Source organism: Halomonas sp. TG39a (assembly GCF_000744395.1).
Taxonomy (GTDB): domain Bacteria; phylum Pseudomonadota; class Gammaproteobacteria; order Pseudomonadales; family Halomonadaceae; genus Vreelandella; species Vreelandella ventosae_B.
Window position 1 is genome coordinate 261,354 of the sequence record NZ_JQLV01000001.1, and the last position, 16,779, is coordinate 278,132.

12 protein-coding genes are annotated in these 16,779 nt (G+C 54.6%); 6 read left to right on the forward strand and 6 right to left on the reverse strand.

All coding sequences use genetic code 11. From position 1 onward, the window contains the following. Positions 1 to 46 precede the first annotated feature (46 nt). From zigA to U738_RS01240, 5 genes are all read right to left on the reverse strand, one after another. Positions 47 to 1,273, reverse strand: coding sequence for a zinc metallochaperone GTPase ZigA (gene zigA / locus U738_RS01220; protein ID WP_035576624.1), 1,227 nt, complete (start codon positions 1,271 to 1,273; stop codon positions 47 to 49). Positions 1,274 to 1,387: 114 nt separating this feature from the next. Continuing rightward, a complete protein-coding gene (locus U738_RS01225; RefSeq protein ID WP_035576625.1) occupies positions 1,388 to 1,663 on the reverse strand; it encodes a TIGR03643 family protein in 276 nt (91 codons plus the stop codon). Next, on the reverse strand, positions 1,644 to 3,044 hold the full coding sequence (locus U738_RS01230; RefSeq protein WP_050713921.1) for a PepSY-associated TM helix domain-containing protein: 1,401 nt from the start codon (positions 3,042 to 3,044) through the stop codon (positions 1,644 to 1,646). Before U738_RS01230 ends, U738_RS01225 begins: the two co-directional genes overlap by 20 nt. Before the next feature lie 97 nt (positions 3,045 to 3,141). Next, positions 3,142 to 3,774: a class I SAM-dependent methyltransferase gene (locus U738_RS01235; RefSeq protein WP_035576626.1), complete on the reverse strand. Its 633-nt coding sequence runs from the start codon at positions 3,772 to 3,774 to the stop codon at positions 3,142 to 3,144. Between the two features lie 265 nt (positions 3,775 to 4,039). After that, positions 4,040 to 4,387 carry a helix-turn-helix domain-containing protein gene (locus tag U738_RS01240; RefSeq protein ID WP_035576627.1) on the reverse strand — a complete coding sequence of 116 codons (348 nt, stop codon included), beginning with the start codon at positions 4,385 to 4,387 and terminating at the stop codon, positions 4,040 to 4,042. Between the two features lie 491 nt (positions 4,388 to 4,878). Between U738_RS01240 and U738_RS01245 the strand changes: the two genes are divergently transcribed. The 3 genes from U738_RS01245 (at position 4,879) to mdoH (ending at position 11,669) form a co-directional block, all read left to right on the forward strand. After that, entirely contained in the window at positions 4,879 to 7,227 is a 2,349-nt protein-coding gene (locus U738_RS01245; RefSeq protein ID WP_035576628.1) for a putative bifunctional diguanylate cyclase/phosphodiesterase, read from the forward strand. Positions 7,228 to 7,585: 358 nt separating this feature from the next. After that, a complete protein-coding gene (locus U738_RS01250) occupies positions 7,586 to 9,169 on the forward strand; it encodes a glucan biosynthesis protein G (RefSeq protein WP_035576629.1) in 1,584 nt (527 codons plus the stop codon). 4 nt (positions 9,170 to 9,173) lie between these two features. Then, the gene (gene mdoH, locus U738_RS01255; RefSeq protein ID WP_235208623.1) at positions 9,174 to 11,669 is read left to right on the forward strand and encodes a glucans biosynthesis glucosyltransferase MdoH; all 2,496 of its coding nucleotides are present in this window, start codon (positions 9,174 to 9,176) and stop codon (positions 11,667 to 11,669) included. Positions 11,670 to 11,757: 88 nt separating this feature from the next. Here mdoH and U738_RS01260 read toward each other — a convergent pair whose 3' ends face one another. Next, positions 11,758 to 12,705: a helix-turn-helix domain-containing protein gene (locus U738_RS01260; protein ID WP_035576631.1), complete on the reverse strand. Its 948-nt coding sequence runs from the start codon at positions 12,703 to 12,705 to the stop codon at positions 11,758 to 11,760. A 214-nt stretch (positions 12,706 to 12,919) separates the two neighbouring features. Here U738_RS01260 and U738_RS01265 point away from each other — a divergent pair, with 214 nt between their 5' ends. From U738_RS01265 to eat, 3 genes are all read left to right on the forward strand, one after another. Next, entirely contained in the window at positions 12,920 to 14,332 is a 1,413-nt protein-coding gene (locus U738_RS01265) for an ethanolamine ammonia-lyase subunit EutB (RefSeq protein WP_035576632.1), read from the forward strand. Beyond that, positions 14,325 to 15,161: an ethanolamine ammonia-lyase subunit EutC gene (gene eutC / locus U738_RS01270; RefSeq protein ID WP_035576633.1), complete on the forward strand. Its 837-nt coding sequence runs from the start codon at positions 14,325 to 14,327 to the stop codon at positions 15,159 to 15,161. The genes U738_RS01265 and eutC overlap by 8 nt, the downstream gene beginning before the upstream one ends. A 179-nt stretch (positions 15,162 to 15,340) precedes the next feature. Then, positions 15,341 to 16,777, forward strand: coding sequence for an ethanolamine permease (gene eat / locus U738_RS01275; RefSeq protein WP_035576635.1), 1,437 nt, complete (start codon positions 15,341 to 15,343; stop codon positions 16,775 to 16,777). Positions 16,778 to 16,779 lie beyond the last annotated feature (2 nt).

The following is a 16,779-nucleotide window of genomic DNA, read 5'->3' on the forward strand; positions in this document are numbered from 1 at the left end:
GAGGCTGCGGCCTCTCTCTTTGCATTTAAGCGTTATTAGCTCTTACTTATTCCCAGGACGGGAATGGATCGGGCAGTTTCTTCCACGCGTTCATGCCTTCCAGTAGTTCCGCTTCGCTTAGCAGGCAGCCATCCAGCGCTTCACGCATTTTAGCTTGATCCAGGTTCTGGCCGATAAAGACCAGTTCCTGGCGCATATCACCGAACGGCTCCTGCCACTTCTCCATAATAAACTGACGCGTTTCTGGATCCGTTGGCCAGCGCTCTTCGGGAATTGTCTTCCAGAACACGCCTGCCGGGCCGTGGTGGGCGATGCCGCCTGCCTGACTCCACTGACCAGCGGCTTGAGGGCGAGTGGCGAGCCAGAAAAAGCCCTTCGAGCGTAATAAGCCTTTTCCGAACCACTCCTGGTTGAGCAAGTCGTGGAATTTCTGCGGATGGAAGGGACGACGGGCATGATAAGCAAAGCTGGCAATCCCGTACTCTTCGGTTTCTGGTACATGCTCACCGCGCATCTCTTTTAGCCAGCCTGGCGCTTGCTGGGCGCGCTCAAAGTTGAACTTGCCGGTATCCAGCACTTTGTCTAGCGGCACGCCGCCTTGAGTGATCGGTACCAGCTCCGCGTCGGGGTTCAGCGAGTGTAGAATCGCCTTCAGCGCTGCTAACTCTTTCTCACTGATCAGGTCAGTCTTGCTGATCAACAGCACATCGCAAAACTCGATTTGATCAACCAGCAGGTCGGCGACGTTGCGCTCGTCGTCTTCGCCTAAACTTTCGCCCGCTTCAGCGAGGCTTTGCGCTTCGCGGTACTGTTCAAGAAAGTTGGCGCCATCGACGACGGTGACCAGCGTATCCAGCCGCGCTACGTGGGAAAGGCTCTGGCCGCTTTCATCTTCAAAGGTGAAGGTTTCCGCCACGGGCAGCGGCTCTGAAATCCCGGTGGACTCAATGACCAGGTAATCGAACTTGCCCTCTCGAGCCAACTGGCTGACTTCTACTAGCAAGTCTTCGCGCAGGGTGCAGCAGATGCAGCCGTTGCTCATCTCTACTAAACGCTCTTCAGAGCGGTTCAGAGCAACATCGCCATCCAACGTCGACTCGCCAGGGCCACCCCGCACCAGCGCACCGTCAATATTCACCTCGCTCATATCGTTAACGATCACCGCCACCCGGCGACCTTCGCGATTGGCAAGAATATGATTGAGCACGGTGGTTTTACCAGCACCCAGAAAACCCGAGAGCACCGTCACGGGGAGGGGAGAAAATGCGGCCATTGCTAGGTCACCTCTAAATGGGTTTATGTTATGTGATAATATAACAATAAAGAGGCGTTAAGAGAAAGCCCCGTTTAGAGGGGCAACACGTCTGCTTATATCTGTTAAGGAGCGTCAGCGCTTATATTGCGTTGGGCAGTAACCGCGTAACACATCGGGTGAACGCAATGCAGTATGTTTGGTGGCGCGGCCAGTGACGCGCTTGCGCCATAGGCGAAAGGAAGCCGGTTTTAGCTGATCACGCATCACTTCAATCACATCGGGTTCGGCAAGGCCATAGAGCGTTTCGATGGCTTCAAACGGTGTGCGGTCTTCCCAGGCCATTTCGATAACGCGCGACTGTTCGTCGTCGGGTAACCGGCGAAAGCGCTTAACGGGGGCTTTTGGCATCTTTCACCTCGTTTAATTGGGTTAGGCGGTGTGCGCTGTAGCGTTGTTTAACATACCAGCGCAGCGCATCAATCACGATAAAAACCGCAAGGCTGACGCCCAATACTGGCAGCGCCACGCCCAGCGCAATAGCGACAAACAGTATGCTTAGTTTGGCCGTGGTAGGCAGCATTAGCCAGGGCTCAGCCACCGTGGGAAAGCGCTGACCACTTAGCGCGCGCAGTCGCCGCCATGCCATCAAATAGCCCCATACTATCAATGTCACAAGCCCCGCAGCGATCGTTGCCAGCATGACTTGATTAACGATGCCAAACAGCACCCCCATATGCAGATCAATCCCCCAGCGGGTGAGTTTGGCTGCCAAAGGAAACGTGTTGAAGTCGGTTTGATCGGTCACTGCCATGCTATGCGGGTCCAGCGCTACTTGGTCTACTTGGGTAGGCCACTGGCGATCAATTTCGGCTACCCTCCATGCCTGTTGAGGGCCACTCGGGGGCGTTAGCTGCAGTCGTGCAGCGCTGATGCCCGCCTGACGCGCAGCACTCAGCGCCCGATCAAAGTCGTCTGACGTGATGGCTGTGGACACCATTGCCATGTGGCCGCGATGTTCTGCATGTTCATCGTGTGGTTGTGTATCGGTATCGATCAGCGCTGTTGAGGCGCTTGGCGTACTCCAGCCCCATGCATGCCGTAGCTCGGCAATATTGCTGCCCGCCCACTGTGACCAAGTAAGCCCTGTGGCGGAAAAGAACAGGAGCCCGAGCGATAAGACCCATCCAAGCGTTGCGTGGCGTCGGCGGGCTGTATGAGGCCTTGAACGCGCTTTTAGCGTGCGGCGTTGCCAAACCCACAGTATTACGCCACCCAGCGCGGCAACCCAGAGCCATGAGGCAGCCAGTTCACTATACAGACGGCCCATATCGCCCATTAATAGCTGGCGGTGAAAGTGATCGATCATGGTGCGCAGCGGCAAGATGCCGCTGGTGCCGTATACCGTTGTATCACCGGTCACTGCCAGGGAAATGGGGTCAACGAATACAGCACGGTGTTCCGAGGGCCCTAAGCCTGGCTCGCTAAACATCAGTCGTGTGGTGTCGCCTAGCGCCGGAGCTGGACGTACCGCACTGGGTAAGGTTGGGGCGCCTAGATAACGCTGCCCAGCAGCGATCTGTTCGGCAAGCGGTTGAGGCTCACCCTGAGTAATGCCATATAGGGTGTCATGGTAGAACCACTCTTCAAGTGGTGGGCTCAGCAAGTAAGCAATGCCGGATAATGCCGCGATAAGAATAAAAGGACCGATAAAGAGGCCAATATATAAGTGTAGGCGGCTAATTAGGGCAAAAAGCAGTTTACCAGTGCGGGTAGGAAAGCGGGCTGTCATTGGCTTGAATCCGAGTGGTATCGGTAAAATAGTCAGACAGCTTAGGTAGTTTACTTAGCGATCGCTAGCCTTGAGGCAGCGGTAAAAAGTCACACGTTTAACGGCTTGAAGGTGCTAGCTTGGCGGCTAGCAGTGCACGAAATAGTCCATTCATCAGCACCGGCTCATCGTGGCGAATCTGGAACCCAGCCTCGCTGAGCAGTGACTGCGCTTGGCGGGTAATATCGGTTGCCAATGCCGAAGTGAATAGGTTGAGAGTACGCCTGCCTACACCTGCCAGTTGAGCATCGGGTTGAAATTTATCCATTACGCACAGTTGACCGCCTACTTTTAGCACCCGGTTAGCTTCGGCCAGTCCTCGCTGTGGGTCAGGCATAACCGCCAGAATCAAGTGCATCACCACTACATCAAAGTGTTCGTCGGGGTAGCTGAGTGCCTCGGCATCCATCACACCACACTCCACATCGCGGCGCAGTGCCTCGGCCCGTTTTGCGGTGCGTTTCACCATGGCAGGTGCAATATCGGTGGCGTGCACTTCGATATCATGGGGCAGAAAAGGTAAGTCTAACCCCGTTCCGGCGCCTACCAGTAGCACTCGCATACCGGGCTCCCAGTCCACTTGGCCAAGTGCGATACGTCGGGGCCGGCGAAACGCACTGGCGGCGACCGCATCGTAGAAGGGCGCGTAAGCGGTATAGCGCAGTCGGTTCCATGCAGTGGTGTTGAACATAACGCCTCTTTGCAGCGCAACGCTGCGATTGCTGAACGGCTGGTCAGACTACCTATAGCATGAAAGCAATCATTCAACCAATCGCGAGTGCGCATGTTATGTAACTCATTTTAAAAAACCAGTGTTGTAAAGTTTATAAAATAAGTCATGTTTAATTCACTTTTTTATAAACTGGTAGGAGATTGATTTCTCTCTAGTTGAATATAAGTAACGAGTGTTGATTGGCCTTAAGATGATAGTGGCGAGTGTTTGTCATTATGCATCATTATCCCTTCTGTAGGCGTGTGGCTAAGTTTTCAACAATATCGATAACGAGTTTGCGATCATTTTGATTTAATGGGGCCAAAAGCTGCTTCATTCTGCTTGACTGATCATCGATATGAAAACTGGCTTGCCCAAACAGCTCTGCAGCCTCGCAGTTGAAAATTTCAGCAAGCTCTATTAGACGCACAATATTGGGTATCACCCGCCCGCGCTCAATGCGCGAAACGGCTTCATTGCCAACACCCAAGCGCTCAGCAACTTCTTCCTGGGTTAATTGACTGCGAACCCGCTGTTTTGCAATGGCCCTGCCGATACTGCCCGCTAGCCGTTTCTGTTCTGTTTTATTCACAATGCCCTCCATTAGACCTAGATGGTTGAGGAACGACCTATTGACATGAAGGACTGTTTAGGTTGAATATCATCTTCTAAGGTTGATTTGGATGCCGATAGTTACTTTTTGTTTCATTGGATTACTCTCTGAAATGTGTGATGCAGCGATGGGAAGTTAATTGGGTATCCAAATAAGCATAAACACTTAGGTGTATATGGCTGCATAGATGAAAAACCTACAGCTATGATTTCAATAGCTGAACGTGTATCGGTAGACATAATAGTTGAATGGTTTTAAAGATTAATGTTTGAGTGGTCTTAGTCTTTTTGGAAAGTTTTTTAAGGGTTTAAATGTAAAGAGTTATTAAGTGTTGAGTGGTTTTCCATTTAGAGGTTTTAGCATTGGATCAGTTGCCGGAAGCGTTAATGGCGCGACGGGTGTGTTTTTAAAGAAACTTTTCAGGATGAACGAGAGAAGCTTGATGTGTAAATCTGAAGGCGCTTAATAACATGCCACCTACTTCTGCACCAGAGATTTTTCGACAGTTGGCGGATAAGTTGTCCTGCGTCAGTGAAGAGGGTTTTTTTCAGCACCTTGCGAGATCCTTAGCGGATATCCTCGGGGTTGATCATGCCATTGTTGAACATGTCGATAGCCACCAGAGCATTGCGACCACGCTGGCGGAGTGGTCTCAGGGTGAATTCATTGAGATGGTTCCATATTCACTTCAAGGTACGCCATGCCAGCAGGTCGCTGATCACTCCAGGCTGTTTGTTGCTTCCCAAGTTCAACAGCGGTTCCCGGATGATCAGCGCCTGGCTGCCCTGGGTGCGGAGGGGTACTTGGGTATCTCCATAGCCGCGCCTGGCGGCGGTTTTTTGGGTGTTATTGCGCTGATGCACTCCTCTGTTTTGAGGCTGCCTCCGTATGCCGACGAAGTGCTGCGTATCGCTGCGGCGTTAGCGGGCGTCGAGTTGGCGCGCCAGTTAGCGGAGAGTCATACGCGCGAACGCCTGCTATATAAGCAACGGGCGCTGCAACGCATTGGTCAACGCAATGAAGCACTGATCAACACGATTAATGCGCAGCAACGTTTTCAGCACGCCGTGGTTAGTGTGGCGACGGCGGTTTCGGCTGAAAATGGCGAAGCGTTTCTGCACCAACTCACCGCCCATATGGCCGAGGCATTATCAGCCGAAGTAGGCTTTATTGGGCTGCTGGATGCGCAAGATACTGATATAGCGCATACCTTAACGCTGTATGTAAATGGCCAGCGGCAAAGCAATTTTGCCTATTATCTTCCCGGTGTTCCCTGCCACAAGGTGATGGTGGAGCAGGAGTGTATCGTTCACGAGGGCGCCGCCATTATGCTGCCTGCTGAAAGCAACGGGGCGCTGTCTTGGGTAAACGGCTATGTAGGTCGACGGCTGGATGATAGCCATGGTCAGCCCATGGGGCTGATTGGCGTCATGTTTAAAAAGCCGCTGGACGATGTGGAGGTTGTGCGCAACGTATTGCAGATATTTGCCGCACGGGCGGCGTCCGAACTTGAACGCCAGCAAGACGAAGTACGTATACGCCAACTCGCCTTTTGTGACCCCGGCACTCAATTGCCCAATCGCGCTGCCTTTATGCGTCATTTAGAGTGGGTGGTTGCTGATACCCAGACCTCTGAACTGGCGCTACTGTTGTTAGATCTTAACCATTTCAAAGAGATTAACGACACCGCTGGGCACGACCTGGGTGATTTAGTCCTTAAGGCCGTTGCCGAACGCTTTGTAGCCTCGTTAACGGAGGGGCAATACCTGGCCCGCTTGGGTGGCGATGAATTTGTGGTGGTTTGCCCAGGTGTTGAAGCAAACGGCGCGTTAGCCACTGCTCAGCGGCTGTGTGACAGCATCGCGCTGCCGTTTATTGTTGAGCAGCACTCTTTCGAACTCTCGGTGGGCATCGGCCTCGCGCTTTATCCTCAGCATGCGGCAACGCCATTAGAGCTGTTGAAACACGCGGACATTGCCATGTATCAAGCCAAACGGCAGAAGCTTTCCGTGTGTGTCTTTGAGCCTTGGATGGGGCGTTTCGTTGCGGAACAGCTGCATATCGCCAAACGCTTAGCGTCTGCCATTGCAGAAAAACAGCTGAGTCTCCACTTTCAGCCCCAGGTCGATTTACACAGCGGCAGGCTAATTGGCGCTGAAGCCCTGTGTCGCTGGCACGATGAGGAACTGGGCGACGTTTCGCCGGGTAAATTTATTCCTATTGCGGAGGAGCGCGGCATGATCGTTGCGCTCGGCAGTTGGGTAGTCGAGGAAGCCTGCAGGCAGCTTGCTGCATGGCGAGAGCAGGGGCACACCATGATGCCGGGTCAGTTGGCGATTAATATTGCCGCACAGCAATTTGAAGAGGAGGACTTGGTGGCCAGCGTGCTCAATCGCTGTGCCCAGTTCGGCATTGAAGCGTCACAACTGAGCCTGGAAATTACCGAAAGTGGCATTATGGAGAATCCTGAAAAGGCGATTGCCATCACTGAAGTGTTAAAGAGCAAAGGGCTAGGGCTATCCATTGACGATTTTGGCACCGGGTATTCATCGCTTGCTTACCTAAAGCGTTTCGCCGCTGACAAAATCAAAATTGATATCTCTTTTGTGCGCGATATGCTTACCAGCGACAATGACCGAGTCATTGTGGCGACTATTATTGCCATGGCGAACACGCTGGGCCTTGAGACCATTGCAGAAGGCATAGAGAACCAAGACCAAATCACCGCGTTGCTGGCAATGGGCTGTGCTCAGGGGCAAGGCTACTACTTTGACCGACCTTTACCCGCCGAAATGTTTGCCCATCGCTGGCTTCGCTAAATCAGTAGAGCGATTTTGCCTAAAGCGTTCGCGAAGGACTCCCTCCAAGCCCGCTATCACTATTAGACCACCCGCTTAAGGTGGCGCCTGTTCACGCGGCCAAACGAATCGAGCAACTTCTAATTTTTGCCTCAGCCCTTTCAAAAAGCCCGGTCAGTCAGGGTGCCAAGTAGTCTAGACTCATGCTATACCTAAGCTGTAATCTCAACTTCATATGCGCTCACGGTGTGTGCTTTAGCGATGGTGAGCAATAGCAAAAGGACGCATTTAGCTGATCGAAAGGACTCAATCGTATGTCGGTTCGGCAAATAAGCGAATTTGAATTCAGTCAAAGGATTGTACAGGAGCATTACGCTAAATGAGTGGATCGACCCCGCGAAATAAACTTTCACGTCGAAAAGGCTTTTTTTCAGTAGCCGTACTAGGCGGGTTACTGGTTGGAAGTCTCCCTGTTGAGGCTTTGGCGTTTGGCTTTGATGATGTCGCCAGAAGAGCAGAGGAGCTCTCCCAGCAGGGCTACCGTGCCCCAGAAACCTCGTTGCCAGACGAACTGCGCGAACTCAGCTATGCACAGTATGCGCAAATACAGTACAAGCGCGATCGCGACGTATGGAGCGGTAAAGGCGCACCTTTCACACTGAGCTTTATCCCTGAAGGCATGCATTATGACAGTGCTATCCAATTAAACAGTATTGATCAGGAGGGCGAGGTTCACGCCTTTGCTTACAACCCTGACGACTTTACCTACGGTGATTTAGACATCTCCGACGATGTTAAGCAGAGCGATGGCTTGGGTATCGCCGGCGTCAGAATCAACCACTCACTCAATGGTGTTGATAGTAATGAGGTGATGGTATTTCTAGGCGCAAGTTATTTTCGCGCCGTGGGCAGTGGCCAGGTTTACGGTCTTTCAGGGCGTGGGTTGGCCGTTGATACGGGATTATCTTCGGGCGAAGAGTTCCCCCGTTTTAGCGAAATTTGGATCGTCGAACCAAGCCCAGAAAGTCAGTACTTGACGATTTTTGCCCTGCTGGACTCGCCTAGCGTTACCGGTGCCTACCGCTTCGTGCTACGTCCCGGAGAAGATGCCTTAGTCGACGTACAGTCACGGCTCTATCTGCGTCGGGCGGTTGAGAAGTTGGGGATTGCACCGCTAACCAGTATGTATCTCTACGGCCCGGAGCAGCCCTCATCGACACAACACTATATCCCGGCAATTCATGACTCGAATGGCCTATTAATCGATGATGCCCAGAATGGCTGGCTGTGGCGCCCGCTAGCCAATCCGGCCAGATTAATGATGAATAGACATGCAACGCCTCAGTTACGCGGTTATGGCCTAATGCAGCGCGGTCACAGCTTTAGCGATTATCAGGCTATAGACGCACGTTATGATCTGCGTCCAAGCGCCTGGGTTCAGCCACAAAACGAATGGGGGGCGGGTAGCGTTGAGCTGATTCAGATTCCGACTGACAACGAGACCAACGATAATATCGTCTCGATGTGGCTGTCTGATGAACCCCATGAGCCGGGCACGCCGCTGGCGTTCGATTACCGCCTTATGTTCACTACTGATGAAAGCCGTCATCTTGATCCTCAGCTTGCCTGGGTTGAAGAGACGCGTCGCTCACGGGGCGAGGTGGTTCGCGATGACTTAGTGCGTGAGCCAGACGGTACACTCGCCTTCGTTCTCGATTTTGTCGGGCCCTCGCTTGAAGGTATCGGCAACGGTGCAAATATAAGCGTTGAGGCAAGCGTAGGCGAGAATGGCGAATTGGCCGCTAGCCGGGTTGTACATAATCCGGCCACTAATGGTTGGCGTGTGTTTGTCAACGTGAAGCGCAATAACGGCAATCAGCCTTTGGATATTAGGGCCAAGCTAATGCTTGATGGCAAGCCACTATCTGAGACTTGGTACTATAGGTTGCCTGCCAATGGCTGAGAAAATGTCTTCTTCGCAGGCAACGCCAACGGATTTTTATTTAGAGCGGTTGGCGTTGGAGACCCAGGATCGTGAGGAGCGCTACAAGTTACTGGTCGGTGATCTTGATAAACACGAAATGGCTTCGCTGCATGCGGCGTTAGGCGGGGCTATTGAAGACCAAAGTGACGACAGCAATGACCCAGCGGCATTATCTGTGGGGCGGCGCTTGGCGCTTGCCTATGCAGAGCCGCCGCTAGCGCCGCAGGAAGCGCTGTCGACGGACACGTCGGGCATTACACGACTGCGCACTGCGCCAGCGATGAAGCGAACGCCGCTGGCCCCTCAACAGTGGTCGACCAATCCTTTTGTGAATATTGGTCGACGCTTCAAGCGCTGGGCTAACGGTGATTTCCGCCGGCGCAAAAGAGCGTCACCCTCCGCGTCTTGGAAGTGGGTCGCCTCAAGGCGTCGTTGGATTTTGCTGGTGCTGATTTTTGGTCAAAGTATCATTGCCGCCAATCAGATGCGCACTGTACTCCCCGGCCAAGGCCTGCAGTGGCTTGAGATCACTATCCTATCGTTGTTTGTGCTGCTATTCGCCTGGGTATCCGCCGGGTTTTGGACGGCCTTGATGGGGTTTTTCCAGCTATTACGCCGCCATGACCGTTACGCCATTGATAGCGAGGTGGGTGACGAGCCGATTGATGATGAGGCACGCACAGCGTTGCTGGTGCCCATCTGTAACGAGGACGTTGCCAGGGTATTTGCCGGAGTGCGCGCCACCCTGGAGTCTTTGCGCAGCACGGGTAATGATCGGCATTTTGACATCTTCATCCTGAGTGATACGTCCGATCCCGATACTGCCATCCAAGAAACCTATGCCTGGTTGGTGTTATGCCGCGACCTAGAGGCCTTCGGGCAGGTCTTCTATCGCCGTCGACAGCGTCGTGTGAAACGTAAGAGCGGTAACCTTGACGATTTTTGCCGGCGCTGGGGGGCACTCTATCGCTATATGCTGGTACTGGATGCCGATAGCGTCATGAGTGGTCAATGCCTTACCCGGCTGGTGCAAATGATGGAGGTGCATTCCAAGGTTGGTATTATCCAAACGGCGCCACGCGCTTCCGGACGTCTCAATTTGTACGCTCGCATGCAGCAGTTTGCGACGCGGGTTTACGGGCCACTGTTTACCGCCGGGCTGCATTTTTGGCAGTTAGGTGAGTCGCATTATTGGGGCCATAACGCGATCATTCGCCTAGCCCCGTTTATGCAGCACTGCATCCTAGCGCCACTGCCCGGGAAAGGCTCCATGTCGGGCGAAATTTTATCCCACGATTTTGTCGAGGCAGCGCTGATGCGACGCGCTGGTTGGGGGGTATGGATTGCCTACAAACTGGAAGGCAGCTATGAGGAAATGCCGCCTAACCTGCTTGATGAGCTCAATCGTGACCGGCGCTGGTGCCACGGCAATTTGATGAACTTCCGGCTGTTTTTCTCGCAAGGCATTCATCCCGTGCATCGGGCCGTTTTCCTGACCGGTTTAATGTCTTATCTTTCTGCGCCGCTATGGTGTCTTTTCTTAGTCCTGTCTACCGCACTTTTAGCCGTGCATACGTTTAGCACGCCCGACTACTTTCCTGAGCCGGGGATGCTGTTCCCTGTTTGGCCACAATGGAACCCCACCTTAGCGGTGGGGTTGTTTGGTGTGACAGCGTTACTGCTGTTCTTGCCTAAGCTGCTCAGCGTATTGCTGGTGTGGATACAGGGTAGCCGTCAATTTGGCGGGCCACTCAAGGTGTTAGCGAGCATGGTGCTTGAGTCGCTATTCTCGATGCTATTGGCGCCAGTCAGGATGCTGTTTCACACCCGCTTTGTACTCACGTCATTGATGGGGTGGGCGGTTCAATGGCGCTCACCATCGCGGGAAAACAGTGACACGACGTGGGGCGATGCCTTCCGGGCTCATTGGAGCCAAACTTTAATAGGGGCTGTGTGGGCAGCGGGTGTTTACGTTATGGAGCCGACATTTCTGTGGTGGCTCTCGCCCATCGTTTTCGCTTTGATGCTGTCGATCCCGGTATCGGCGCTGTCGAGCCGTGTTTCGTTAGGGCGGTTCTGCTTCCAAAAGCGGCTGTTCCGGATTCCCGAAGAAACGCAGCCGCCACGGGTGCTGCGGCGCATGGTGAGCTTGCTATCCCGCATGAACACAGGAATGGCGGCACCGTCTTTTGCCCAAGTGGTGGTAGACCCCGTGCCAAATGCATTGGCCACTGCCCTAGGCACGTTGCGGCACACCGATGCCGAGCCACTACGCCGACGTCGAGCCGAGCGGGTTGCACGCGGAGTAAGGATGGGGCCAGCGGCAATGAGTCGATTAGAGCGTTTGGATTTCCTCGACGACCCGGTGATGCTGTCGCAACTGCATTACCACATTTGGGACGACCGCAAGGCGCACCACAGTTGGTTTGATTGTGGTCTGCCAGGGCGTGAATCCAAGCACCTACCGACCTTTAACTAAGCTTACTAACGCACGTTTAATAACTACCGCATTTGATCAGGCCAGCTGAGAGGCTGGCTTGTATTGCCTATCGCTATTGCCGAGTTGCTCACAACGCTTTCGCATGCAGCGTCTGTGAAGGAGACTCCCCAAACTGCTGCTTATAGTCGTGGGCGAATTGACCCAGATGCCAAAAACCCCAATAGGTGGCTATGCCGGTTACCGACTGCTCCGGTGACGCTGCTCTCAGCGCCCGACGCACGCGATTCAGTCGTGTCAGGCGTAAAAACTGTAGTGGGCTAATGCCTAGAATAGTCGTAAAGCTGTATTGCAGCGTGCGGCGGCTAACATGGGTTAGCTGGCAAAGCTCCTCCATGGTCACCGGACCATCCAAGTGCTCGTCAACATAGCGCTTAACGCGATCAACCACTTCCTTGCGGTGGGCGTAGCTGGGCGGCAGCTCAGCGCCAGGCTGCTCGGTTTGTAGCAGTTCCAGCAGCGCCATAAGCAGAATATCTTGATGAATATGGCTGGCGATCGCCAGGGTTTGGCAGGTGAGTAAACGTTCGATAAGAAACGACACCGCATTAAGCGTTTCCTTATTCGCTTGCCGTCGTGGCCTTGCCTGCCAGCTTTTATCCAAGCTTACGCCCTGCCGTTGGGCGGCCTCTGCTAATGCTGGCAACTGAATCACTAACCCGTAGATGTCGAAGTCCTCTGGGGTGACCAGTTCAAAATCCCACCCGCCGGGGCGGCACATCACCTCGCCTGCGCTAAGCGCTTGACCATTGATACGCGCCCCCTGGCGAGTGGTGGGAAGCCCGATCCACAGTGAGTTAGGCCACACCCGACAGTCCTGGCGTAGTGCTTGCCCAGTATGCTCCTTAAACACCTGCATGGTTTCTAATGCCACTTCATCCAAGCGACCATAGAAGCTGCCAGGGCTAAGCTGGTCGTACTCCTGCTGCCAGCGCGTCAGGTTTTGCGCGTGCTCATCGGCATCAAACGCTTCCTGGACGCATCTTTTTGGTGCAAATGCGCTGTCGAGCGTGGTCATGGGGGGCTCCTCGAGGCGTTATGCGCGCTCAATACTGCTTGGTTAACGCCTTAACTTTCTGTATTTGTTTAAATTTATAAAATATTACCGGGTTTGCCAAAACTCGATACTCGCTATCTATTGATAACGCTATGGTAGAAACAAGCAAGTTTTATACCTCAACGCGCAGTCAGCGCGATTAAACAGCAGACGTCATATAAAAAAGGAAAGCCCCATGGCGCAGACCTATCACACCACGGTGGGGAGCCGCAGCTACCGCTTCGCAAGCCTAACCGAGCTGATGGCCAAGGCCACGCCGCCTCGTTCCGGCGACCGTTTGGCCGGCGTAATGGCGGCGAGTGCCGAAGAGCGTGTGGTCGCCCAAATGGTATTGGCCGAACTGCCGCTCACTACCTTTTTAAACGAAGCGTTGATTCCTTATGAAGAGGATGAGATCACCCGGCTGATTATGGATGACCATAATGCCGCCGCCTTCGCTCCTATAAGCCACCTGACCGTGGGCGATTTTCGGAACTGGCTGCTCTCCGATCACGCCACCAGCGAGGTACTCACGGAGGTGAAAGCGGGAATTACTCCCGAAATGGCCGCCGCTGTCAGCAAGCTAATGCGCAACCAGGATCTGATTCTGGTCGCCAAAAAGTGCCGGGTCACCACGGCATTTCGCAACACAATCGGCCTGCCGGGGCGGCTCTCTACCCGACTCCAGCCTAATCACCCCACCGACGATGTCACCGGCATTGCCGCCAGTATTCTCGATGGGTTGCTGTATGGCAGCGGCGACGCGGTGATCGGCATCAATCCCGCCACCGATAACGTCGCCCAGAGCGTCAAGCTGATGCGCCTGATGGACGAAGTCATTCAGAAATATCAGATCCCTACTCAATCCTGCGTGCTTACCCACGTCACCAATACGCTTGAGGCGATTGAGCAGGGTGCCCCGGTTGATTTGGTGTTTCAGTCAATAGGCGGCACCGAGGCGACTAACCGCAGCTTTGGTTTTGACTTAAGCACCCTGGCGGAAGCGGAAGCGGCGGCGCAGTCGCTTAACCGCGGCACGGTGGGGCGCAACGTGATGTATTTTGAAACCGGCCAGGGCAGCTCGCTCTCCGCCGATGCCCATCACGGGCTCGACCAGCAAACCTGCGAGGCCCGCGCCTATGCCGTGGCGCGCAAGTTTAATCCGCTGCTGGTGAATACCGTGGTGGGGTTTATCGGCCCTGAATACCTGTTCGACGGCAAGGAGATCACCCGGGCGGGGTTGGAAGACCACTTCTGCGGCAAGCTGTTGGGCGTGCCCATGGGCTGCGACGTTTGCTATACCAACCACGCCGAGGCCGACCAGAACGATATGGATAACCTGCTCACCTTGCTGGGTGTCGCGGGCTGTAATTTTATTATGGGCATTCCCGGCTCCGACGACATTATGCTCAATTACCAGACCACCTCCTTTCACGACGCGCTCTACGCCCGGCGGGTGCTGGGGCTAAAAGCGGCACCGGAGTTTGAGCGCTGGCTCGAAGAGATGCAGATTTTCCAGGATATCAGCACCCATCGGCTCAACGACCAACTGCCTGCTGCCTTTGCCAACAGCCTGCGCCACCTGCCCCAGGAGCCTCGTCATGGTTGATAAGCCAACATCGCCCATCGTCGTCGAAAACCCCTGGGAGCGGCTGAATGCGTTTACCGATGCGCGCATTGGTTTAGGGCGTGCGGGGGTTAGCCTGCCCACTAGCAAGCTATTGGCGTTTCAGTTGGCCCACGCCCAAGCCCAGGATGCGGTTCACTGCCCGCTGGATGTAGCAGCGCTGGCCACCGAGCTGACGGATACGCTTGGTTTAACCACAGCGCCAATTCGCCTGCATAGCCATGCCCAAGACCGCGCTATGTATCTTCAGCGACCTGACTATGGTCGTCGCCTTAGCGATGAAACCCGCCAGCAGTTGCAGCAAGCGGCTGCTTCTCAGCAGCGTTATGACCTTGCGGTGGTGATTGTCGATGGACTCTCTGCGCTGGCCGTGCAGCAGAACAGCGCGCCATTTCTTAGCACGCTCTATCAGATGTTAGGCAATGAAGCCGCTGATTGGCAGCTAGCGCCGCTAACCATTGTTGAGCAGGGCCGAGTGGCCATAGGGGATGAGATTGGCGCTCTGCTCAACGCTGACGCCGTGCTGGTGATGATCGGCGAACGGCCAGGGCTAAGCTCGCCGGACAGCCTGGGGCTGTATATGACCTGGGCACCGGAGCCGGGGCTAAAAGATGACCGGCGCAACTGTATTTCCAATGTGCGTCCGGCGGGTTTGCAGATCGAGGAGGCAGCTCGACGCTTCTTTCTGCTGTTAAAAGAGGCCCGTCAGCTCAAGGTATCCGGGGTTAAGTTAAAAGACCGCAGTGAGGACGATGTGCTGGAGGGTGACTCCGCTTCCGGTTCAACACGCAACTTTCTGGTCGCTGATTAACGACCTTGGTACACGGCAACAACCGTATAACAGCAGTCGTATAACAGCAGTCGTATAACAGCAAACGTATAACAATCAGGACGTAACAATTCTCCAATAACAATGTGGAACGCATGAAGTAGCCCATAGTACAGCACGCCGCTGACGACTATTTCGTTCCACACCATGAGGGCAAAACGATGACGCAACCATCAGTTGATCAAGCGTATCTGGCCAAACGCCAGCTGCGCAAAGGCACCGCCGGCTGGATACTGCTGGCAGGGCTTGGGGTTTCCTACGTGATTTCCGGTGACTTCGCCGGGTGGAACTTTGGCATCGCCGAAGCGGGCTGGGGTGGGTTTGCGATTGCCGCCTGCTTAATGGCGTTGATGTACTTAGCGCTGGTGCTGTCGCTGGCGGAAATGTCCGCAGCAATTCCCGCCGCGGGGGGCGGCTACAGCTTTGCCCGCCAGGCCATGGGGCCGGCCGGTGGTTACTTGACCGGACTTGCGGTATTGATCGAATACGCACTGGCGCCAGCGGCGATCGTGATTTTTATCGGTGCCGCGGTGGAGTCATTGCTGGGCATTAACGGCCCGCTGGTGTATCTGCTGTTTTACGCCGTGTTTATTGGCATCCATCTGGCGGGCGTGGGGGAAGCGCTCAAGGTCATGATGGTGATTAGCGGCTTGGCGGTGTTTGCCATTCTGGCTACCGCGGTAGCGCTGATTGGTGATTTTGACGCCGCCAACCTGTTTGATATTGCCCCCACCGATGCGGCGGGCGCGAGCACCTTTATGCCGTTTGGCTGGTACGGGGTTTGGGCTGCTTTGCCGTTTGGTATGTGGCTGTTTCTGGCGGTAGAAGGCGTGCCGCTAGCGGCGGAAGAAGCCAAAGACCCGGCGCGGGATATGCCCAAAGGCATTATCGGGGCGATGCTATTTTTGCTGTTCACCGCCTTGTTAGTCGTGGTGCTGCTCGCCGGTGCGGCGGGGGCTGAAATGATCGGCCAAAGCGGCGTGCCGCTGGTTGATGCGCTGAACGCGGCGGGTAACCCGACGCTTGCTACGCTGGTCAACGTGCTGGGCTTAGCGGGGCTGATTGCCTCCTTCTTTTCGATTATTTATGGCTACAGCCGCTTGGTGTTCGCGCTCTCCCGGGCAGGCTACTTACCTAAGCAATTATCGCTGACCAGCGGGCGTAAAGTGCCCTATCTGGCGCTGATCGTGCCGGGTGTATTTGGCTTTTTGGTGTCACTCAGCGGTGAAGGTGACCTGATGTTGGGGATGGCCGTGGTCGGCGCGACTATTTCCTATGCGCTGATGGCGCTGAGCCACATTATGCTGCGGGTACAACAACCTGACCTGCCGCGGCCGTATAAAACCCCTGGCGGTGTGGTGACGTCAGGTATTGCGCTGGTACTGTCATTGGTCGCGCTCACCGGGGTGTACGCTTTTGATCCCCGCGCGTTTAACTACACCATCGTGCTATTTATCGCCGGGGCGGCTTACTACTTCTTCTACAGTAAAAATCATCTGGTGGCGAAAACCGCCGAGGAGGAGTTTGCGCTTGTGTCCGCTTCACCGGAGGAGCTAGACGAGAGCGACCCCGCTCCGGCAGCCGCTGCTAAGCTGTAAGC

What these genes read in the sequence shown, in the direction of transcription:
- eat (WP_035576635.1), top strand. Translation starts at nt 15,341, where the DNA reads ATGACGCAACCATCAGTTGATCAAGCGTATCTGGCCAAACGCCAGCTG.
- mdoH (WP_235208623.1), top strand. Translation starts at nt 9,174, where the DNA reads ATGTCTTCTTCGCAGGCAACGCCAACGGATTTTTATTTAGAGCGGTTG.
- U738_RS01230 (WP_050713921.1), bottom strand. Translation starts at nt 3,044, where the DNA reads ATGACAGCCCGCTTTCCTACCCGCACTGGTAAACTGCTTTTTGCCCTA.
- zigA (WP_035576624.1), bottom strand. Translation starts at nt 1,273, where the DNA reads ATGGCCGCATTTTCTCCCCTCCCCGTGACGGTGCTCTCGGGTTTTCTG.
- U738_RS01235 (WP_035576626.1), bottom strand. Translation starts at nt 3,774, where the DNA reads ATGTTCAACACCACTGCATGGAACCGACTGCGCTATACCGCTTACGCG.
- U738_RS01245 (WP_035576628.1), top strand. Translation starts at nt 4,879, where the DNA reads ATGCCACCTACTTCTGCACCAGAGATTTTTCGACAGTTGGCGGATAAG.
- eutC (WP_035576633.1), top strand. Translation starts at nt 14,325, where the DNA reads ATGGTTGATAAGCCAACATCGCCCATCGTCGTCGAAAACCCCTGGGAG.
- U738_RS01260 (WP_035576631.1), bottom strand. Translation starts at nt 12,705, where the DNA reads ATGACCACGCTCGACAGCGCATTTGCACCAAAAAGATGCGTCCAGGAA.
- U738_RS01250 (WP_035576629.1), top strand. Translation starts at nt 7,586, where the DNA reads ATGAGTGGATCGACCCCGCGAAATAAACTTTCACGTCGAAAAGGCTTT.
- U738_RS01265 (WP_035576632.1), top strand. Translation starts at nt 12,920, where the DNA reads ATGGCGCAGACCTATCACACCACGGTGGGGAGCCGCAGCTACCGCTTC.
- U738_RS01225 (WP_035576625.1), bottom strand. Translation starts at nt 1,663, where the DNA reads ATGCCAAAAGCCCCCGTTAAGCGCTTTCGCCGGTTACCCGACGACGAA.